19 protein-coding genes are annotated in these 17595 nt (G+C 52.7%); 3 read left to right on the top strand and 16 right to left on the bottom strand.

Going from position 1 to position 17595, the window contains the following annotated elements:
- Positions 1-6: 6 nt before the first annotated feature.
- From K0J45_RS06670 to K0J45_RS06605, 14 genes are all read right to left on the bottom strand, one after another.
- Entirely contained in the window at positions 7-1455 is a 1449-nt protein-coding gene (locus K0J45_RS06670) for a flagellin (RefSeq protein WP_220044730.1), read from the bottom strand.
- A gap of 212 nt (positions 1456-1667) precedes the next feature.
- The gene (gene flgL / locus K0J45_RS06665; RefSeq protein WP_220044729.1) at positions 1668-2879 is read right to left on the bottom strand and encodes a flagellar hook-associated protein FlgL; all 1212 of its coding nucleotides are present in this window, start codon (positions 2877-2879) and stop codon (positions 1668-1670) included.
- An 11-nt stretch (positions 2880-2890) separates the two neighbouring features.
- Complete coding sequence (gene flgK, locus K0J45_RS06660) at positions 2891-4801, bottom strand: flagellar hook-associated protein FlgK (RefSeq protein WP_220044728.1); 1911 nt, start codon at positions 4799-4801, stop codon at positions 2891-2893.
- A gap of 64 nt (positions 4802-4865) precedes the next feature.
- The gene (gene flgJ / locus K0J45_RS06655) at positions 4866-5891 is read right to left on the bottom strand and encodes a flagellar assembly peptidoglycan hydrolase FlgJ (protein ID WP_220044727.1); all 1026 of its coding nucleotides are present in this window, start codon (positions 5889-5891) and stop codon (positions 4866-4868) included.
- 47 nt (positions 5892-5938) lie between these two features.
- Positions 5939-7030, bottom strand: a complete 1092-nt coding sequence (locus K0J45_RS06650) for a flagellar basal body P-ring protein FlgI (protein WP_220044726.1) — start codon at positions 7028-7030, stop codon at positions 5939-5941.
- An 11-nt stretch (positions 7031-7041) separates the two neighbouring features.
- Positions 7042-7716 (bottom strand): flagellar basal body L-ring protein FlgH, encoded by a 675-nt coding sequence (gene flgH, locus K0J45_RS06645; protein ID WP_220045235.1) that lies wholly within the window; start codon positions 7714-7716, stop codon positions 7042-7044.
- Between the two features lie 39 nt (positions 7717-7755).
- Positions 7756-8544, bottom strand: coding sequence for a flagellar basal-body rod protein FlgG (gene flgG, locus K0J45_RS06640; protein WP_011865151.1), 789 nt, complete (start codon positions 8542-8544; stop codon positions 7756-7758).
- Between the two features lie 10 nt (positions 8545-8554).
- Positions 8555-9298 (bottom strand): flagellar basal-body rod protein FlgF, encoded by a 744-nt coding sequence (gene flgF / locus K0J45_RS06635; RefSeq protein WP_011865150.1) that lies wholly within the window; start codon positions 9296-9298, stop codon positions 8555-8557.
- Positions 9299-9497: 199 nt separating this feature from the next.
- Positions 9498-10859, bottom strand: a complete 1362-nt coding sequence (gene flgE / locus K0J45_RS06630; protein ID WP_011865149.1) for a flagellar hook protein FlgE — start codon at positions 10857-10859, stop codon at positions 9498-9500.
- Between the two features lie 63 nt (positions 10860-10922).
- Entirely contained in the window at positions 10923-11705 is a 783-nt protein-coding gene (gene flgD / locus K0J45_RS06625) for a flagellar hook assembly protein FlgD (protein WP_220044725.1), read from the bottom strand.
- 10 nt (positions 11706-11715) lie between these two features.
- Entirely contained in the window at positions 11716-12135 is a 420-nt protein-coding gene (flgC, locus tag K0J45_RS06620) for a flagellar basal body rod protein FlgC (protein WP_011865147.1), read from the bottom strand.
- Positions 12136-12137: 2 nt separating this feature from the next.
- Positions 12138-12536 carry a flagellar basal body rod protein FlgB gene (gene flgB / locus K0J45_RS06615; protein ID WP_011865146.1) on the bottom strand — a complete coding sequence of 133 codons (399 nt, stop codon included), beginning with the start codon at positions 12534-12536 and terminating at the stop codon, positions 12138-12140.
- A gap of 188 nt (positions 12537-12724) precedes the next feature.
- Complete coding sequence (locus K0J45_RS06610; protein WP_220045234.1) at positions 12725-13564, bottom strand: CheR family methyltransferase; 840 nt, start codon at positions 13562-13564, stop codon at positions 12725-12727.
- A 137-nt stretch (positions 13565-13701) separates the two neighbouring features.
- Positions 13702-14622: a chemotaxis protein CheV gene (locus K0J45_RS06605; protein WP_144204188.1), complete on the bottom strand. Its 921-nt coding sequence runs from the start codon at positions 14620-14622 to the stop codon at positions 13702-13704.
- 209 nt (positions 14623-14831) lie between these two features.
- Here K0J45_RS06605 and flgA point away from each other — a divergent pair, with 209 nt between their 5' ends.
- The 3 genes from flgA (at position 14832) to K0J45_RS06590 (ending at position 16413) form a co-directional block, all read left to right on the top strand.
- A complete protein-coding gene (gene flgA / locus K0J45_RS06600; protein ID WP_220044724.1) occupies positions 14832-15539 on the top strand; it encodes a flagellar basal body P-ring formation chaperone FlgA in 708 nt (235 codons plus the stop codon).
- Positions 15540-15659: 120 nt separating this feature from the next.
- Positions 15660-15977, top strand: a complete 318-nt coding sequence (gene flgM, locus K0J45_RS06595) for a flagellar biosynthesis anti-sigma factor FlgM (protein WP_220044723.1) — start codon at positions 15660-15662, stop codon at positions 15975-15977.
- A 10-nt stretch (positions 15978-15987) separates the two neighbouring features.
- The gene (locus tag K0J45_RS06590) at positions 15988-16413 is read left to right on the top strand and encodes a flagella synthesis protein FlgN (RefSeq protein WP_220044722.1); all 426 of its coding nucleotides are present in this window, start codon (positions 15988-15990) and stop codon (positions 16411-16413) included.
- 78 nt (positions 16414-16491) lie between these two features.
- Here the strand turns inward: K0J45_RS06590 and K0J45_RS06585 are convergent, their stop codons facing one another.
- Positions 16492-16938 carry an LPP20 family lipoprotein gene (locus K0J45_RS06585; RefSeq protein ID WP_144204184.1) on the bottom strand — a complete coding sequence of 149 codons (447 nt, stop codon included), beginning with the start codon at positions 16936-16938 and terminating at the stop codon, positions 16492-16494.
- Entirely contained in the window at positions 16935-17459 is a 525-nt protein-coding gene (locus tag K0J45_RS06580; RefSeq protein WP_258406778.1) for a FlgO family outer membrane protein, read from the bottom strand. The genes K0J45_RS06585 and K0J45_RS06580 overlap by 4 nt, the downstream gene beginning before the upstream one ends.
- Positions 17460-17595 lie beyond the last annotated feature (136 nt).

Here is a 17595-nt window from a genome sequence, read left to right as displayed (position 1 = left end):
GTCAGATTAACCGAGTAACGACAGGGCCACCTGTGGCAGCTGATTCGCTTGAGCCAGCATGGCAGACGAGGTCTGAGACAGGATCTGCTGCTTGGTCATCTGTGCAGTTTCCTTGGCGAAATCCACATCCTGGATCCGGCTACGGGCGTCAGACACGTTAGTAGAGATACTGTTCAAGTTATTGATGGTAAAGCTCATGCGGTTTTGTACCGCACCCAAGTCGGCACGTTGGCTGTCAATCATGGCGATAGCACCATCAATCAGCGCCAAAGCGTCTTGAGATCCCGCAGCAGTACTAATGTCTACCGTATTCACCCCAGAGAACACCCCTGTTGTTTCAGAAGTCAACTCTGCGGCGATACCACCACTGATTGAGTAGCTCTGAGAGGCCGTTAATGACACCGAACCTACCGCAGTCGCAACAACACCGGCACTGGTCACGTTTGTGGCGGCGCTCTTAGTACCATCGGCGGCGACGTTCTGCAGTGCCAACGCACCGGTAGTATTGGCCGCGGTAGACGTAAAGTTGATGTCCGCACCATTATTACTGGTAATGGTCAGCACGCCGTTTTCCAATTTCGCACTTACACCCGTCTCACCCGAGGCGTTGTTGATGGCTTTGGCCAAATCGTCATTGTTGGCGATGCCGGTTAAATCCAAGGTAGATGTGCTGCTGCCATCGTCCACATTCATTACCAATGAGGCGTCAAAGGCAGCGGTCAAGTTTGCTTCTACTTGTGTCCGAGCTGTTGCCGTAACACCTGAGCCCGCTTTATTGATCTTGCTGGCCACCTCGGTCGCCGTATCGTTGGCGGCAGTCGTTACTGTTGTGGTACTTGTTCCCTTGGTGATGGTCATAGAACCACCGGCAGAGCCGTTTGAGCCCGCCGCTAGAGCGGCCAACGCACCACCAAACAGAGTGCCTGGTGCATCACTTTGATACGCTCCGATATCTGCTGCAGCCACCGAACTCAATGACACCGAAATGGTTTCGTTGGCGTTAGCCCCCACCTGAAATGCCTGGGTGCCGTAGCTGCCGTCCAGCAACTTCTGATTACCGAATGAAGTGGTCTCAGAGATACGGGTCAACTCTTGTTGCAGCGCCGACAACTCTTTTTGCATGGCGGCGCGATCTTCTGCCGAGTTAGAGCCGTTGGCCGATTGCAGTGACAGGTCACGCATACGTTGCAGAATGTTGGTCGATTCCTGCATCGCACCTTCGGCCGTCTGCGCAATCGAGATACCATCGTTGGCGTTACGCTGGGCCACATCCAGGCCGTTGATCTGGCTGGTCAAACGGTTAGAGATTTGCAGACCCGCGGCATCATCCTTGGCGCTATTGATCCGCAGACCCGATGATAAACGCTCCATAGACGTTTGCAGGTGATTGTTGGCACCGTTGAGGTTTTTCTGCGCCTTCAGTGAAGTAACGTTAGTGTTAACTGTAATAGCCATATTGCTTTCCTCTTAGTAGTAGCATTGCCAAGACTAGGAGCTTGGCTAAACGTATTAATCAGGTTAATCAATCAAACTGTTCATTTAACCGATAGAACAGTAACTACAGGCCGATAACCCTTAAACATTGCTGATATAAAATATCGTTGTAATCGATGCATCCAATCTGCTAACTAATTTGTCACCTAGCAGAGCATTCGATTAAAATTTTTCTATATATAATCAAACAAGGTTGTTGATCCGACTTTACTAAATACGCTCGATGCCGCGTTTAGTGCCACCTGCTGTTTTTCAAGCTCTGTAATGGCTTCAGCAAAGTCGAGATCTTCCAACAGCGACAGTGCGGAGCTGTTCACCAGCTTTTCCTCTGTGTGGGTTGATAGATAACTTTCAGCCCGTTTAAGGTCATTACCCGCTATGCCTCTGTCAAAATCTATCTGTTGCATACCGCTATTCATTTGATTCAATAACTGTGCCAATTCAGAATCACCTTGCGGTGTATTGGCTTTTGATGGATCATCAAGAAGCGCTATCGCCTGATTAATGGTCTCGAAAATACTCACCTCAGTTTGCGGTGACAGCGTAAAGGAGTCTCCCGCAGCGGGCGTCCCGTCGATTGTGACTTCTATACCGTTAACGCTAACAGGACTACTGGCGTCAAAATTAGCAAACACCTGAGCCGTCCCAGCCGAATCGGTTACCGTTAAATCGAGACCACCCGCGCCGTTATCGGCAAAATCAAAAGTATACTGCTCGGGCGCAACAGGCACATGACCGATTGGATCGGTTATTTTTGCGCTCTCGACATAAATATCGCCCGTTTGTCCCGGCAAATAATTGACACTAAAGTCACCCAATGGATTCGCGGCCTTCATAAAAGCACTATCACCCGGCAAATTGGTGCCTATGGTAACGTCCGATGCCACAATTGCTTGCCGTATGCCGCTATCACCGCTGTAAACAACTTGCCCGGTAGCATCGAAGGCAAATGGTTTAGTCGACGTCTTGTTGCCCGAAAAAAGATAATTACCAGATTCATCTTTGCTATTGGCGATACTGAGTAGCTCTTCGAGGCTCGATTTCATTTCATTGGCAATGGTTTGCCGGTCAGACGCGTTAAGCGAGCCATTTATGGTCCTTAACATTTGATCTTTCATAGAACTGGCTAGCGTCTCGGCGCTACCTAGCTTGCTCTCAGTCAAGGCTAGGCGATTGGTCGCGTAGTCGATATTCTTCATAAACTGATCGACCAGGGCATTTTGCTGATTAAGGTTATCGATACCGATAGCCGCCACGGGATCATCGCCCGCGGTATTGACCCGCTTACCACTGGCTATCTGATCGATGATCTTGCTGGTCGCCGATTGCTTGTTAAGCACACTATTAATGTTTTGATTAAACATCTGCGCCGTTGAGATCCGCATAATAAAGGCTCCTATCTCACCGAACTAAAGAGGGTGTCGAAAATTTCTGTGGCCGTGGTCATGATCCGCGCCGAGGCCTGATAAGACTGTTGGAAGCGCATCAAATTGGCGGCCTCTTCATCCAGGTTTACCCCTGACTCACTCTGCACCCGGGTATAGGCCTGAGAATAGACTGCTTCTGCCGACCCGAAGGCCACTTCGGCGGCTTTGGCCTTGCCACCCACCTGCAACTTGGTGCCTTCGTAAACATCGGCCAGAGTCGAGCCGCCATTGTTCATCAGTTTGGTTTCCGCGAGTTTTGCCATGGCGACCGCATTGGTGTTATCTCCTTCGGCAAAGTTGAGATCGAAGGTAAATCTGTCTGTTGTCGAGACGCTAGCGTCCACCTCGAAGGTGAAGCCATAGGCACTGATGGATGGTGGTGTAAAAGCTGACGTACCAAGGGTATTCCCGGCTGCATCGAATACCTCGAAAGTACTAGCCCCATTATCTATCGCAAAGGTCAGCTCGCTACCGGTTAAAGGGAAGTTGGCCGCATTACGATTGTCGATACTCACCAGTTTGACCAGTTCACTCCCAGTGCTGCTGTTACTGGTAATCTTTGGCGCGGCGGCGGCTATCTCCTTAGGATCTGTCATCACCACCTTGATACCGGCCGCGGCGCCGGATGTCGGACGTATCTCGAATCTGTCCCCCGAGGCCATGGCGCCAGAATCGATATTGATGCTAAAGCCGTCACCACCGGTCAACTGACTGCCATTTAAGGTAAGTGGCGTCACGGTGCCTGTGTCTAGATCCTTAAGCTCATAGGTGGCCGGCGCGGTAAAGGTTAGCTCGTAGCTGCCACCGGACAGGGCATTTACATCATCTATGTTTACCCTTAAAGCCGCATTGCCCGTGTTGTTCTCATAAGCGCCGGCGCGGCCAACTGACATAGCAGGATCGTTAATATCGAGAAATAGGTCGCTGCCCACCTGGCCGTTAAGATCAAAACCTGCCGCCTGAGCCTGATTAAAACTGTCGGCAATCCCCAACGCCAACTGACCCATCTCCAGCTGCGCCGGGATCAGTGTCTCGTCGCGAAATTGAAATAAGGCGCCCAGGCTGCCACCCATTTTGCTAGGGTCGACCACTAAGGTCTGATCGCCTGCCGTGGTGGTGATACGCAGCTCGCCGGCATAAGGGTCACCAGTGGTCGATCCCATCTGCATCGAGACTTCGCCGGACACCAACATCACGGCACCACCGAGCATGATGCTCTTGGCGCCGGATTCGAGTGGGATCACGTTAACCTGAGCGTATTCACTGAGCTCCTGGATCAGGGCATCCTGCTTATCGAGCAGCTGCATGTCGGCGCCCTGAGACTTCATCAGCTCCTGATTGATATGGCCAAGTTCGGTACTGATCTCATTGATCCTATCAGTCATGGCCGAGATCTGGTCGTTAGTCTGCTTCATCTGACCATCGAGCTGCGACTGCATCTGATTCAGCGCCTTGGCGATCTGATCAGCATTGCCCAGTAGACTGCCGCGAATGCCCATATCATCGGGCAGATCCGCCAGGCTGTTGAGCCCCGCAAAGAGATCGTTAAGGCTCTGCGGCACCGCCTTACCTATCTGAGAAAACAGCTGATCCAGCTCGCTCATCTTAGTCTGGGTGGTCTGTGCCTGGCTCAGCGCCGTCTGACCAATTCGCAGCTCACGGGCGGCATATTCGTTATAGATACGTTTGACGTCGGTAATATAGGTGCCGGCGCCATAGAAGCTGTTGCCCAGACGCTGGGACTCCAGGCTAGACTGCTCAGCCACCTGACGGTGGTAACCCTGAGTATTGGCATTGGTAATGTTGTTACTGGTCACCGCCAGCTGCGACTGAGAGGCAAGCACGCCGGTACGGGCGATATTCAGCAGATCCATCGACATTATGCTTTACCTCTTATTGCACCTGTTGCTAACTGAGCACTCATCACTTTTCACTCTCCACTTGTCACTTGCCAATGGCTGCGCCAAGCTGTTTGTTTACCGTCTGGGCGACTGTCTGAGTTACCGTCTGCATCACCTTGATCACCTTGTCGGCGTAATCTGGGTCTGTGGCATAACCGGCATCTTGCAAGCCACGGATGAAGGCGGCGGGATTAGCGGCCTTGTCCATCGCCTCTTGATAACGCTCGCCTTCGGAGATGAATGAGACGAAATCGTCAAAACTTTGTTTGATATCCTGATATACCCTGAAATCGGCGCGCTGCTTCACCGCAACCCCTTGTTCAAACTCCAGAGTACTGACGCCGGCTCGCTCACCATCCCAGCGGCGATCGGCCTTGATGTTAAATAGGTTATTGCTAGGCTGACCATCGGCGCGGCGCACCATCTTCTGCCCCCAACCTGTCTCGAGTGCCGACTGGGCAATCAATACCTCTGGGCTGGTACCCAAGGCCTTAGCCGCCTGCTCTGCATGGGGATAGACCGCCTTAACGAACGCCTCACGGCTTTCGAAGCCCTTATTAGCCAAACCTGTTGGCGCCTGAGACGGCAAGACCTTGCCGCTCACTAGCTCATCAAATATCCGCGGCAAGGGCTTATCACCACTTGATACCTTGCTTTGAGCCTCTGATTGGGCCAGAGATTGTCTATCTACTTGTTGCACACTATTAGCAACCGGACTCACCATGCCGCCCCGCAGCACGGAAGCCGGCGTCATCCGGCTGGTCTGCGGCGAGAGCTGCTGCACCATGAGATCTGCAAGGCCCAGCATCCCCTTGTCCGACAGATTGACTGACATCTGCTGGTCATGCATCTGCTCATAAAACTTGGTGTACTGGCTGTTCATAGGGCTGTCTGACTCAAACACCGCATTGGCATCGCGCATGCTTTTCATCAACATCTGCACGAAGATGCCCTCAAACTGCTGCGCCACCTCTTTGAGTGCCGCCTTGTCATCTTTTTGCGCCTTGGCACGTAGGGAGTCCAGGCCCCCTATGTCCAAGAAATGCGATGCGTTTGACAGCTTATCCATGTTGAGTCCCGATGCCTTGGCGACGACTGAATCGTCTGCGACAAAATTTAGATGATGATAAGCTCACCATGCAAAGCACCTGCCACCTTTAACGCTTCCAGTATGGCTAACACGTCAGATGGCGCGGCGCCAACCAGATTCACCGCCCGCACCAGCTCATCGAGGGTAGTACCAGGGTTAAACAGGAACATGCGATTATCCGCTTCGGACACATCTATGGTGCTGTCGCTGGTGACCACGGTATCGCCCCCCGCCAAGGGATTAGGCTGAGACACCTGGGTCGCCTCGGCGATGGTTACCGTCAGACCGCCATGGGTCACCGCGGCCGGCAGCAGACGCACGTCTTTGCCCACCACTATGGTGCCCGTACGAGAATTGACGATCACCTTGGCTGACTCGGACGCTGGCTCTACTTCGATGTTTTCCAGCGTCGCCAGAAAAGAGACACGCTGGGAGACATCCCGCGGCGCACTCACCTGCACCGAGGCCGCGTCCAGTGGACGAGCCATCCCTGGGCCTAAGAGATCGTTGATGGCATCGGCGAGACGCTTGGCCGTCGAAAAATCGGCGCGGCGCAGGTTAAAGGTCAGATGATCGCCAGTTGAAAATGGCGTCGCCACGGTGCGCTCGACGATGGCGCCGTTAGGGATACGACCCACGGTAGGCGTATTTTGAATCACCTTAGAGCCATCTAGTCCTTCGGCACTAAAGCCGCTGACCACCATGCTGCCCTGGGCAATGGCATACACGTTACCATCGACCCCCTTGAGAAAGGTCTGCAGCAAAGTGCCACCGCGCAGGCTCTTGGCCTCACCTAGGCTAGAGACGGTGACATCAAGCGTCTGACCCGGCTTGATAAAGGCGGGCATGTCGGCACTCACCGCCACCACGGCGACATTCTTGATCTTGGGGCGGAAGTTATCGGGCAGATTGATGCCGAAGTTTTTCAGCATTGTCTTAAAGGTCTGCTCGGTATAGCGTGTCTTCTCGCCGGTACCCGGCAGGCCGACCACCAGACCATAGCCGATCAGCTGGTTGCTACGCACCCCTTGTACGTTGGCGATATCTTTGATGCGCTGGGCCGAGCTGGCTGCGGAAAACACCATCAGGGCACAGGCCAATATTAATTTCATCTTCATGGCATCGCTCCTTAGAAGGGCCACCAGTCGCTCATAAAGAACTGGCTTAACCAACCCACTTTCTGCGCGTCGGCAAAGGTGCCCGTGCCGCTATATTGAATGCGGGCATTGGCCACACGCTGAGAGTCTATAGTGTTGTCGGGACGGATATCTTGCGAGCGTACTATGCCGGTCAGCCTGACAAACTCATCGCCGTTATTGATGGTGATCCACTTCTCGCCGCGGATCACCAGGTTGCCGTTATTCAGCACCTGCATCACATTGGCCGAGATGCTGCCCGACAGGCTGTTGCTCTGATCGGCATCTGACTCACGCTTGGTGTTCATGCTGTCTTTGTAGCGCAGGTCGATGGGCGAGCCGCTGATGGTGACGTTGCCACCACCGGCATAAATGGGATCCAGCGTCAAATCTGAGCCCTTCTTCAGCTCGTTGTTGGCGCTCTTCTTCGCCTTGGTCGACTCTTGCAGGATCACGGTAATGATGTCGCCGACCTTAAGCGCCTTGATGTCCGAATAGAGACTAGAGGCCTGGCTATCCTGATACATGGAGCCCGTAGCGGCGATCTTAGTCGGCGGCGCCTCGGGATACACAGGCGCATAGTAAGGGTCATCGGCTATCGGCTTCTGGTTGGTTGAGGCACAACCCACCAACGCCAGCGCAATCACTAAGACAGATGACTTAGCCATAACAAACTTAGCCATAAAAAACTTAGTCATATCAAACCTCTACAAATTCTGATTGACGTAAGAGAGCATCTGGTCGACGGCCGAGATCACCTTAGAGTTCATCTCGTAGATGCGCTGACTCTCGATCAGGTTCACCAGCTCCTCGGTCACGTTAACGTTAGAAGTTTCCAGCGCGCCCTGACGAATGGCGCCCATGCCATCCAGAGAGGCGGTGCCCTGAATCGGCGTGCCGCTGGCGCCGGTTTCCAGATAGAGGTTCTGCCCCATAGGATCCAGGCCGCTCGGATTGATAAAATCTGACATGCTCAGCTGACCCACCACCTGGTTTTCCGCCGCGCCAGGGGTCTTCACCGAGACCTCCCCTTCGGCAGAAACGGTTATGCTAGTCGCATCATCCGGGATGGTGATCGCCGGTTGCAACACATAGCCAGAACCCGGGGTCACGATCTGCCCGGTATCATCCAAGGTAAATTGACCATTTCGGGTATAGGCGGTTGTGCCATCTGGCAGCTGCACCTCGAAGAAACCCGGGCCTTCGATCATCAGATCCAGTGAGTTGTCAGTGGTCAGCATATTGCCCTGAGTGAACATCTTCTGGGTCGCCACCACCTTGGTACCCGCACCTATGTTCAGGCCGTTGGGTAGCTTAGTATTAGAGGCGCTGATCCCCCCCGCCTGGTTGACGGTTTGATAGAGCAGGTCTTCGAAAACGGCCCGGCTCTTCTTGTATCCAACTGTGCTCGCGTTCGCCACATTGTTGGAGATCACCGAGATATCTGTTTGCTGGGCATCTAAGCCAGTCTTACTAATCCATAACGCCGGATGCATAATCTATCTCCTAACTAATGCGCATTAATGACGAAGAGGCTTGATCCATCTCTTCGGCGGTTTTCATCATCTTGACCTGCATCTCAAACTGGCGCTGCAGATCGATTAAAGAGACCATCTCGTCGACGGCGTTGACATTGCTGCCTTCGATGGCGCCACTCTCCACGGCAACATTGGGATCGGCCGGGGCATTAACGCCAGACAATTGACGGAACAGACCATCCTCGCCACGCATCAAGTTTTGATTACCAGGGTTAACCAACTTGATACGGCCGACCTCCTCGATCACCTCAGCGGTTGAGCCGAGCGGTCTGACCGAGATGGTGCCATCCTGGGCAATCTCGACCTTTTCGATAGGAAGGGGTAACACGATAGGACCGGCATCGCCCATCACAGGGTTGCCTCTGTCGTTACGCAGCAGGCCTGAAGTATCGAAACTCAGGCTGCCAGAGCGAGTGTAGGCCTCACCGCCATCGACGGCCTGCACGGCTATCCAGCCGTCACCTTTCACCGCGATGTCGAGATCCCGTCCCGTGGTCTTTATGGGACCGGCGGCAAAGTTAGCTGACGGGTTCTCTGTCATCGAAAACACCCGTGTCGGCAACCCTTCGCCAAAGGCCTGCATAGATCTGGCCTGTTCCAGATCCGACTTAAAGCCGTCGGTATTGGCATTGGCAAGGTTGTTGGCACGCACTGCCAGCGAATTCATATTCTGCTTGGCGCCACTCATGGCGACATAGAGTAATTTATCCACTTGCTGCTCCGTCAATGTTTCAACTAAAACTGTCTAATAACAGAACAAAGCAAACATCATGCCAAGCAATAGATTTGGTTAAGCAGGCTAAATCAAGCAGATAGAAATGAAGCTAAGGAAGGAAAGGAGAAGCGGCAAGAGAAGCGGAAATGTGTTGCCGCCTGGGCAACACATTTCACGAATTCCACTAAGCGGCAGCTTAACGGATCTGCAGTACCGTCTGCTGCAGAGTGTTGTTCACTTCCAAGGTACGCGAGTTCGCCTGGAAGTTACGCTGGGCAGAGATAAGATCTACCAGCTCTGTGGTCAGGTCGACGTTTGACTGCTCCAGCGCCGATGAGCGAATGCTACCGAAGGTGCCGCTGTTGGCCTCACCCGCCAGCGCCGGACCCGAGTCAAGGCTCTCCTTCCAGGAGGTGTTACCCACCTGAGTCAGGCCCTGCTCGTTGGAGAAACGTGCCAGGGCGACACGCGCCAGAGGCACGGTAGAGCCGTTGCTGTAGCTGGCGTTAATCAAGCCATCGGCGCCCACTTCCACGTTAGTCAGACGACCCACTGTGGTACCGTCCTGGCTCAGCTCGGTCACCTCAAATGGCGAGGCATATTGCGTCGGGCTGTTGAAGTTAAGGGTGAGTGTCTGGCTACCATCTGTACCTGGGCCTAACACATTAGCGCCGCCAACACCGAGCGTCTCTGTGGTGATCACCGCAGGATCGCTGCCGGTATAGGCACCTGTGTCGTTGAAGGATAAAACCGAGCCCTTCCAGCCGCTGGCGTTAACCGCTGTGCCGGTCGAGTCAGCCACACCGTCACCCGTAGTATCACGACCATAGGTGCCCGCGGCGCCCGCCAAATCCACCTGCTTGCCGTCAACCGCATAGAAGGCCACCCAGTTACTGGTGCCTGTGTAAGCCGCCTCGGGTGGACGCACGAAATAGGTGGTCAGAATATGTGGCTCACCCAGTGAGTCGTACATGGTGACCGACGTCGAGTTGTTGTAGGTATCGGGGTCATTCGGATTAAAGTTCGCCGGATCCAGCGTGCCCTCACCCGCGTTGAGGTTCATCTGAATACCGATATTGTCTGTCTTCTGTGGGCTACCGGCAGTGTCAGGGATCTTCACCGGTTGCGTGGTGGTGAGACTCACCGAGGTGGAATTACCATCTTTGTCCACCGGGAAGGTCTGCAGGTAGTTACCTGCAGAGTTCACCAGGTAACTGTCGGCATCGACCTTGAAGGCACCGGCGCGGGTGTAGGAGAGATCCTGTGAACCCACTTCCGATGAGGTCACAAAGAAACCGCCGCCATTGATCGCCATATCCAGCGCGTTGCTGGTAAATTGCAGACTGCCCTGTTGGAACTGCTGTGCCACCTGAGCCGTGGTAACACCGCCACCGACAGTAGTCTTGCTGTTGGCAAAGATAGAGCTGGCATACACGTCGGCGAACTCGGCGCGCGACTCTTTAAAGCCAGTGGTATTAACGTTGGCGATGTTGTTCGCCGTGGTATTGAGATCTTTTTGCGCCGCCGCGATACCACTCAATGCAATGTTAAATGACATAAATCACCTCACTAAAAATTTGTTATCTGTTCTGGACCTAAGTGCCCTAACGCTCTGCTTTGTCTAGGTTTCAGACACGGCCAGAACATCACCGAGTTTGATACCGCCTATGCCTCTCAAGTTGAGAATTGCGCCGGTACTTGCCGTCCCCAGCGAAACACTCGTCACGTGAGCGTAGGTCGATACGGCTAAATCTTCACTCTTACCATCTACCTTGCCCGATGCCTTAATGGAATAGTTACCACTGGCAACGGGTTCCCCATCCTTATCCAGTCCATCCCAAGAGACATCTATATTGCCGCCGTCGCTACCATCGACGGTGAAGGTCTTCACTAGCTGGCCCTTCTCATCTTCGATTCGCACGGTTATCGACTCGATAGGCTCAGGGGTACTGATCACCCCTTTGAGCACGGGATCTTCCGCCGAAATATGCCCGGTATCCGATGGGATCAACACCTTCTGCCCCACTAGCCCCGAGGCCTGCAACGCCTGGCTCGAGGTCATCACGGTATTGAGGTTAACTATCTCCTCGTTGAGCTTAGTGATGCCATCAACGGTAGAGAAAGACGCCATCTGGGCGATCATCTGATCGTTGTCCACCGGCTTAAAGGGATCCTGCATCGACAGCTGCTGACTGAGCAGAGAGAAGAAATCCTCCTGGGTCAGCTCCTGACTCTTGGCCTCAGGGATCGAAGACTCCTCCTGCAGGCGCATGCTGTCGAGAAACGGATTTCCCGTGGTCTGGGTGGTTGCCTGACTGCTCGATGCCTGAGGCGTCACTGTCTTGGCGCTCTGGGTCGAACTGGTTTGCGCAACCTGAGTATTTAACGGATTAACTAGGCTCACGACTTACCCCCTAGGAATTGCCGATGCGTAAGGTTTGCTGAAGCATAGATTTTGCCGCATCGGCAACCTGTACGTTCATCTGGTAGGAACGAGAGGCCGAGATCATGTTGGCCATCTCCTCCATCACATTGACATTTGGCTTATAAATAAACCCATCGGCATCCGCTAACGGATGATCGGGTGAATACTCTTTCTGTAACGGCTTATCGCTCTCGACGATACCGGCCACCTTGACCGCCTGACTGGTATTCTGCTGATGACTGGCCTTGGCCAACTCGGCCTCGAAAACCGGGTGACGGGCGCGATAGGTCTTATCCACACTGCTGGAAACTGAATCGGCATTAGCGATATTACTGGCAGTGGTATTTAGCCTGACCGACTGGGCCGACATGCCAGAGCCTGCCACATTGAAGATATTAAAAAGGCTCATGATTACGTTCCTTTAAGGGCTTTTTTCAGGCCGGAAAACTTACCGTCAAGAAAACCTAACGACATCTGATACTCGAGCGCATTCTGCATAAACTCTGACTGCTCCTGCTGAATATCCACCGTATTGCCATCACCAGTATCGGGCTGATTTGGCACCCGATAGCTAATGTGTTGCTGGGAAAGCGCCGCCAAATCGAAGTGCTTCTCGTTGCTACGGCTCATCGCCAGCCCACTTTGGGCGGTGCGCGCCGCCTGCAGCGCCTTATCAAAATCCAGGTCTTTCGCCTTGTAATGGGGCGTATCGGCATTGGCGATATTTGACGAGATCACCTCGGCCCGCGCCGAACGTATCCCCAAGGTATACTGATGTATCCCCAATGCCTTATCGAAACTAATCGCCATAAAATTGCCTCCACACACGAATGCCATAAACAAAGCAATACTTGTGCCAATAAAATCAGTTCTAGGTAACTTGCTTAGGTAAAGCAGATATAGAAATGGCAGGCATAAAAAATGCCAGCGACTGCTGGCATTTGAAACTTGATTGCGAACTCAGAGGGTTAGCCCCTTGAAGGGCTAGGTTTGCGACCTTAGGTCCGCTTCTGGTAATAGATCCCTGGGTTACATCTCACCATATCAAACTCATCGGTCAGGCCGGCAATCGACTCCGAGGCCCCCAGAAACAGTATCCCCTTGGGATTGAGGGCGGCAGCAAATTGCCGCAATATCTTGGCCTTTGCCTCTGGGGCAAAATAGATCAGCACGTTGCGGCAAAAGATGATGTCAAACTTGCCGAGCAAGGTGTAACTCTCAAGCAGGTTGTGTGCCCTGAAGTTCACCAAACGCTTGACGTTAGCCTTCACCACCATGGAGCCAGTCCCCGTGGGTTCAAAAAACTGACGTTTACGCTCCTCGGACAGACCGCGCCCCAAGGCGAGGTTGTCATATTCGGCTGCCTTACAGCGCTCTAACATGGAGGGGGAGAGATCAGTAGCCAGAATCGTCGCGCTGCCGGGCAAGGCGCCAGGCTTGCGCTGCTGATATTCCAAGATGGTCATGGCTAGCGAATAGGGTTCCTGCCCCGACGAACAGGCGGCCGACCAGATCTTCAGCGGCCGTCCCAGGCGGGCATACTCGGGTAACAGGTTATTGCCTAACAGCTCAAAGGGATAGCGATCGCGAAACCACAAGGTTTCGTTGGTGGTCATGGCGTCGATCACCTCGGCACGAAGTTGCCGCTCGGTGGGCTTCATCGAATGTTTAACCACTTCAGATAATGAGGGAAGGTTATATTTCCCCATCAGAGGCGCGAGTCGACTACGAACCAAATATTGCTTATTGTCGCCCAACACAATACCGCTGTGTTGTTCCAGAAATAATTTAAATTGGTTGTACTCGGCTTCGGCAAGTGATTTATTCGGCACCTTGATATCCCAATATCAAAAAAGAAAACAGGCTACAACATACACTATAGCAAGCGTTACAGAGGTCAGCGTTATACATTAGCTAACTCACTGATACAAGCCTAAACTTACCAAATTTAGGCTCAGGCCCAACTTAGTACAAATTACAAACTAAGATGCTTATTCACCGCCGCCGCTAATTCATCAGGATTAAATTTGGCGATAAAGTCATTAGCGCCCACCTTCTCCACCATGGCCTGGTTAAACACGCCGCTGAGCGAGGTATGCAGCACTACCTTAATGTCTTTCAATTTAGGATTGTCGCGGATCTCTGCCGTCAGGGTATAACCATCCATCTCCGGCATCTCGATATCGGAAATGATCAGCGGGATCTCATGAGCCACGTTATCCATCTCGGCGGCGACGCTCACCAGCTTATCTAAGGCCTCGCGGCCATCTTTGGCGGTATCTATCTGTAGGCTCAGAGATTCCAGTGCGCGAATTATCTGCTTGCGTGCCACGGCCGAATCGTCGATCACCATGATGTGATAGTGACGGTCTCTGTCTATGGTCAACTGCTCGTCGACTTCCTGACTGATCTGAGTCTTCACCGGCGAGATCTCATCGAGGATCTTCTCGACATCGAGGATCTCCACCAGCTCACCCTCAATCTCAGTCACGGCCGTCAGGTAGGAGTAACGCCCCGCCCCTTGCGGTGGCGGCATGATCGCCTCCCAGTTCATGTTGATGATGCGCTCGACCGACTTAACCAGGAAACCCTGCACACTGCGGTTGTACTCGGAGATGATGATGAAGCAACCCTCGGTATCTTCTATCGGTCTGCCGCCGGTGGCCGCGCTGAGATCGATCACCGAAATGGTCTGGCCGCGAATATGAGCCACGCCCCTCACATAGGGATTGAGCTTAGGCAGGCCTGTCAGTGGCGGGCACTGCAGCACCTCTTTCACCTTAAATACGTTAATGCCAAACCTTTGCCGCCCGTTTAACTTAAACAGCAATAGCTCTAAGCGGTTTTGTCCTACAAGTTGGGTGCGTTTGTTAACTGATTCAAGAATACTCGACATAATGCCTTTGCCCTGTTGTCGGGTGAATGCGAAGCCGTTCCCATGGTAAATATGAGTATAGGCATACTAATTGCTTTATCTAGTTATATGACAACCAGACCTTTACTTTGTCAAATTTATGACACTCATTTCTCACAAAAAATGGCAAAGCCTTGGCTCTTAAAACGAAGTATAGGTGTAATCTGGCTAATCAAGCTAGTCAATTCATTATGAAAGTAAATTTTGCATATTTTCTGTTTTTGCTACTCATCTCTCTGCCCTTAAAGGCGGCTGAGACCACCAGTGTTCCCTCTGTATCGACCATAGCGCGATTAGCTACAGAGGCTGTGCAGGAAAAAATGGTCTTCCCCCAAGATGCCAAGGTCATTATTACCCCCCAGAGTCTGGACACCCGGCTAAATCCCCCCGCCTGTTTAGGCGAGCCCAAGGCGGAAATTGCCAGCGATCGCGCCATCAGTAAAAACAACACGGTCAAGATCAGCTGCGCCAGTCCAGATCTCGATTACCCCTGGCAAATCTACATTTCGGTTCGCGTCGAGGTGCTCTTCCCCGTGGTGGTGGCCAACCAAACCTTGGGGCCCGGCGATCTCATTGAATCGGATCAGATACGCCTAGACTATGTGGAGCAGAGCCAGCTCAGAGGTCAGCAATTTGATGACCCTGTCGCCGTGATCGGCACCCGGGTAAAGCGCAGAATTCCCGCCAATCAGCCGCTGTTTGCCAGCAACCTCTGCTTCGTCTGCAAGGGCGATATCGTGGCCATCTATGCACGGGCCGATAATTTTGTGATAAAAACCAACGGTGAAGCATTAAAAGATGGTAACCTTGGCGATAAGATACAGGTGCGCAATAGCCGCTCCAACAAGACAGTTGATGCACATGTGACAGGCATTGGCGAGGTGGACGTCAGGATGTGATCCTGATGACCTTTGAGGCGCAAAAATTTATACTGTTTTTTAAAACTTTATTCTAAAGCTTTGACCATGAGTGCCGATAGACAAGTATGTTGATCTCATTTATGTAAGTTGGACCCCACAATGCCTATAGATATTAAGCACGTAAATACAAACACTAACAGTCGGGTTGGCAGCGCCAGCTCGAAAGCCTCGCAGCACAAAGGTGGCGCAGCGGCCACCAGCGCACCGGCGCAGACGGTGAAGAGCGATTCTGTCTCTATCACCTCTCAAGCGCAGCAGCTACAAAGTGTCCAGGCCAAGCTTAACGACATTCCTGAAATCGATATCAAGAAAGTCGAACAGATTAAGGCTGCCATCGCCGAGGGACGCTATAAGATAGATGCCGACAAACTCGCCAGCAACATTGCGCAGTTTGAAAAGGAACTTCAGGATCTTTAACTAATACGTTATGACGCAGATAACCGATATCATCGCCAATCAACACAAATTACTGGACAGCTTAAAGCAGACCATCACGGCAGAGAAGGATGCCCTGATCGCGCAAGATGCGGATCAATTGTTGCGTCTGGCCAATGAGAAGGCCCAGTTGTTAAATGAGATCAAACTAGGTGATACCGAATTAGCTGCGCATCCTGACCTGGGCAGGCTCACTCAGGAGCCTCAGCTTATTGCCCAGGTCGACGATGCCAAGCAGGCATTGGCCGAGTGTAAACAGCTTAACGAGCAGAACGCCGCGCTTATCGAACACAGCATGGCCAGCGTCAATCGTTTCTCCCAGGCACTGCAGGCCAGTCGTAATGCCAGTAGCCTCACCTATGACGGCAAGGGCAAGACCTCGACTATCTCCACGCTCGGCAATAATCTGAAAGCCTAATCACTAAAATAGAGTTACAGGCTCAAGTTGAAGACATTAAAAAAGCCTCTTAATAGAGGCTTTTTTATTTGCGGGCACCTAGAAATAGGTCACTTCCTTCACCGTCTGCGGCCGATTCTGCTGCTGGTATAAGGCCCACACCTGCTGGAAGTCGAGCTCCAGCTCAGTCACATAATGATCTCCGACCGGGTAGCTCTTCACCACTTTTGCGCCGCGGATCACCCCGCTCACCGAGGCCTGAATATTATCATCGGAAAGCATCCAATCTTTCACGCTGCTCGACGCCGATAGCTGCTGGCCGTAAACCTGCTCTGCTAGCTCACGGTAGGCGGCGATCTTCGATGCCTGCATCGCCATCAACACACGCTGAGATGCCTCTTTCGCAGGTTGAGTCGCCAGCGGCGCATAGCCAATTGCGGTTAACTTAGGAAAACTTTCCGGCGCCTGGGTTTCCCATTGAATGTATCTGTCTTGAGACGCACATCCACTCAGGACGAGCAGCAACACACTAATTAGATATCTCATTGCTTGACCCCTTTAATCTGGACATCTCCCTGACCCTGGCTGCTGTAACGAATAAGCTTGCCATCCTCGGCGACCACTCTCTCAGACAGGCTAAGGTAGTCCGCCAGCTCGGCCTGACTCACACTCGCCGCTGCGACCGAAACCACACGGTTGTTAGTTACATTAACGATACGGCTGTTTACCACTACACCATCAGGCTTAAGACTCATGGTTGACACCAATACATGCTCTACCGGCAGATCTGCTGGCAGTTGGCGCCAGTCGCGGGTCAGCAGCAGCTCACCTTGATCTGTCACCCTAACGTTCTCGCCCACGTTCAGATCCACCAGATTAAACTGATGATCATGCATGGCCGCGATCAGCCCCTGTTGTATCTGTAACCCCAAGGCGTTAGTCGACTTGAGGTTATCCAGCAACACAGGCGTCGCCACCAGCAAGGGCTGCTTAGGCGTCAACTGATCGTTCTGGCGCACCAATTCATTTGCCAACTGCTGAGTCAGATGCATCACAGATGAACTCACTGGCAAACTATTGCCGCTTTGCAAGCTGGGCGTGGCGGGCTCATTTGCCGCGCAGGCCCCCAATAGCAACAGGGAAGATATTATCAAAGCGTTTCGCATCATGATGTCCCATGGTTTTCGATATTGACCCAGGCCA

It is taken from the genome of Shewanella alkalitolerans, assembly GCF_019457575.1.
Lineage (GTDB): Bacteria > Pseudomonadota > Gammaproteobacteria > Enterobacterales > Shewanellaceae > Shewanella > Shewanella loihica.
Note: the sequence above shows the minus strand (reverse complement) of the source record. Positions and strands in the feature narration are given on the sequence as shown.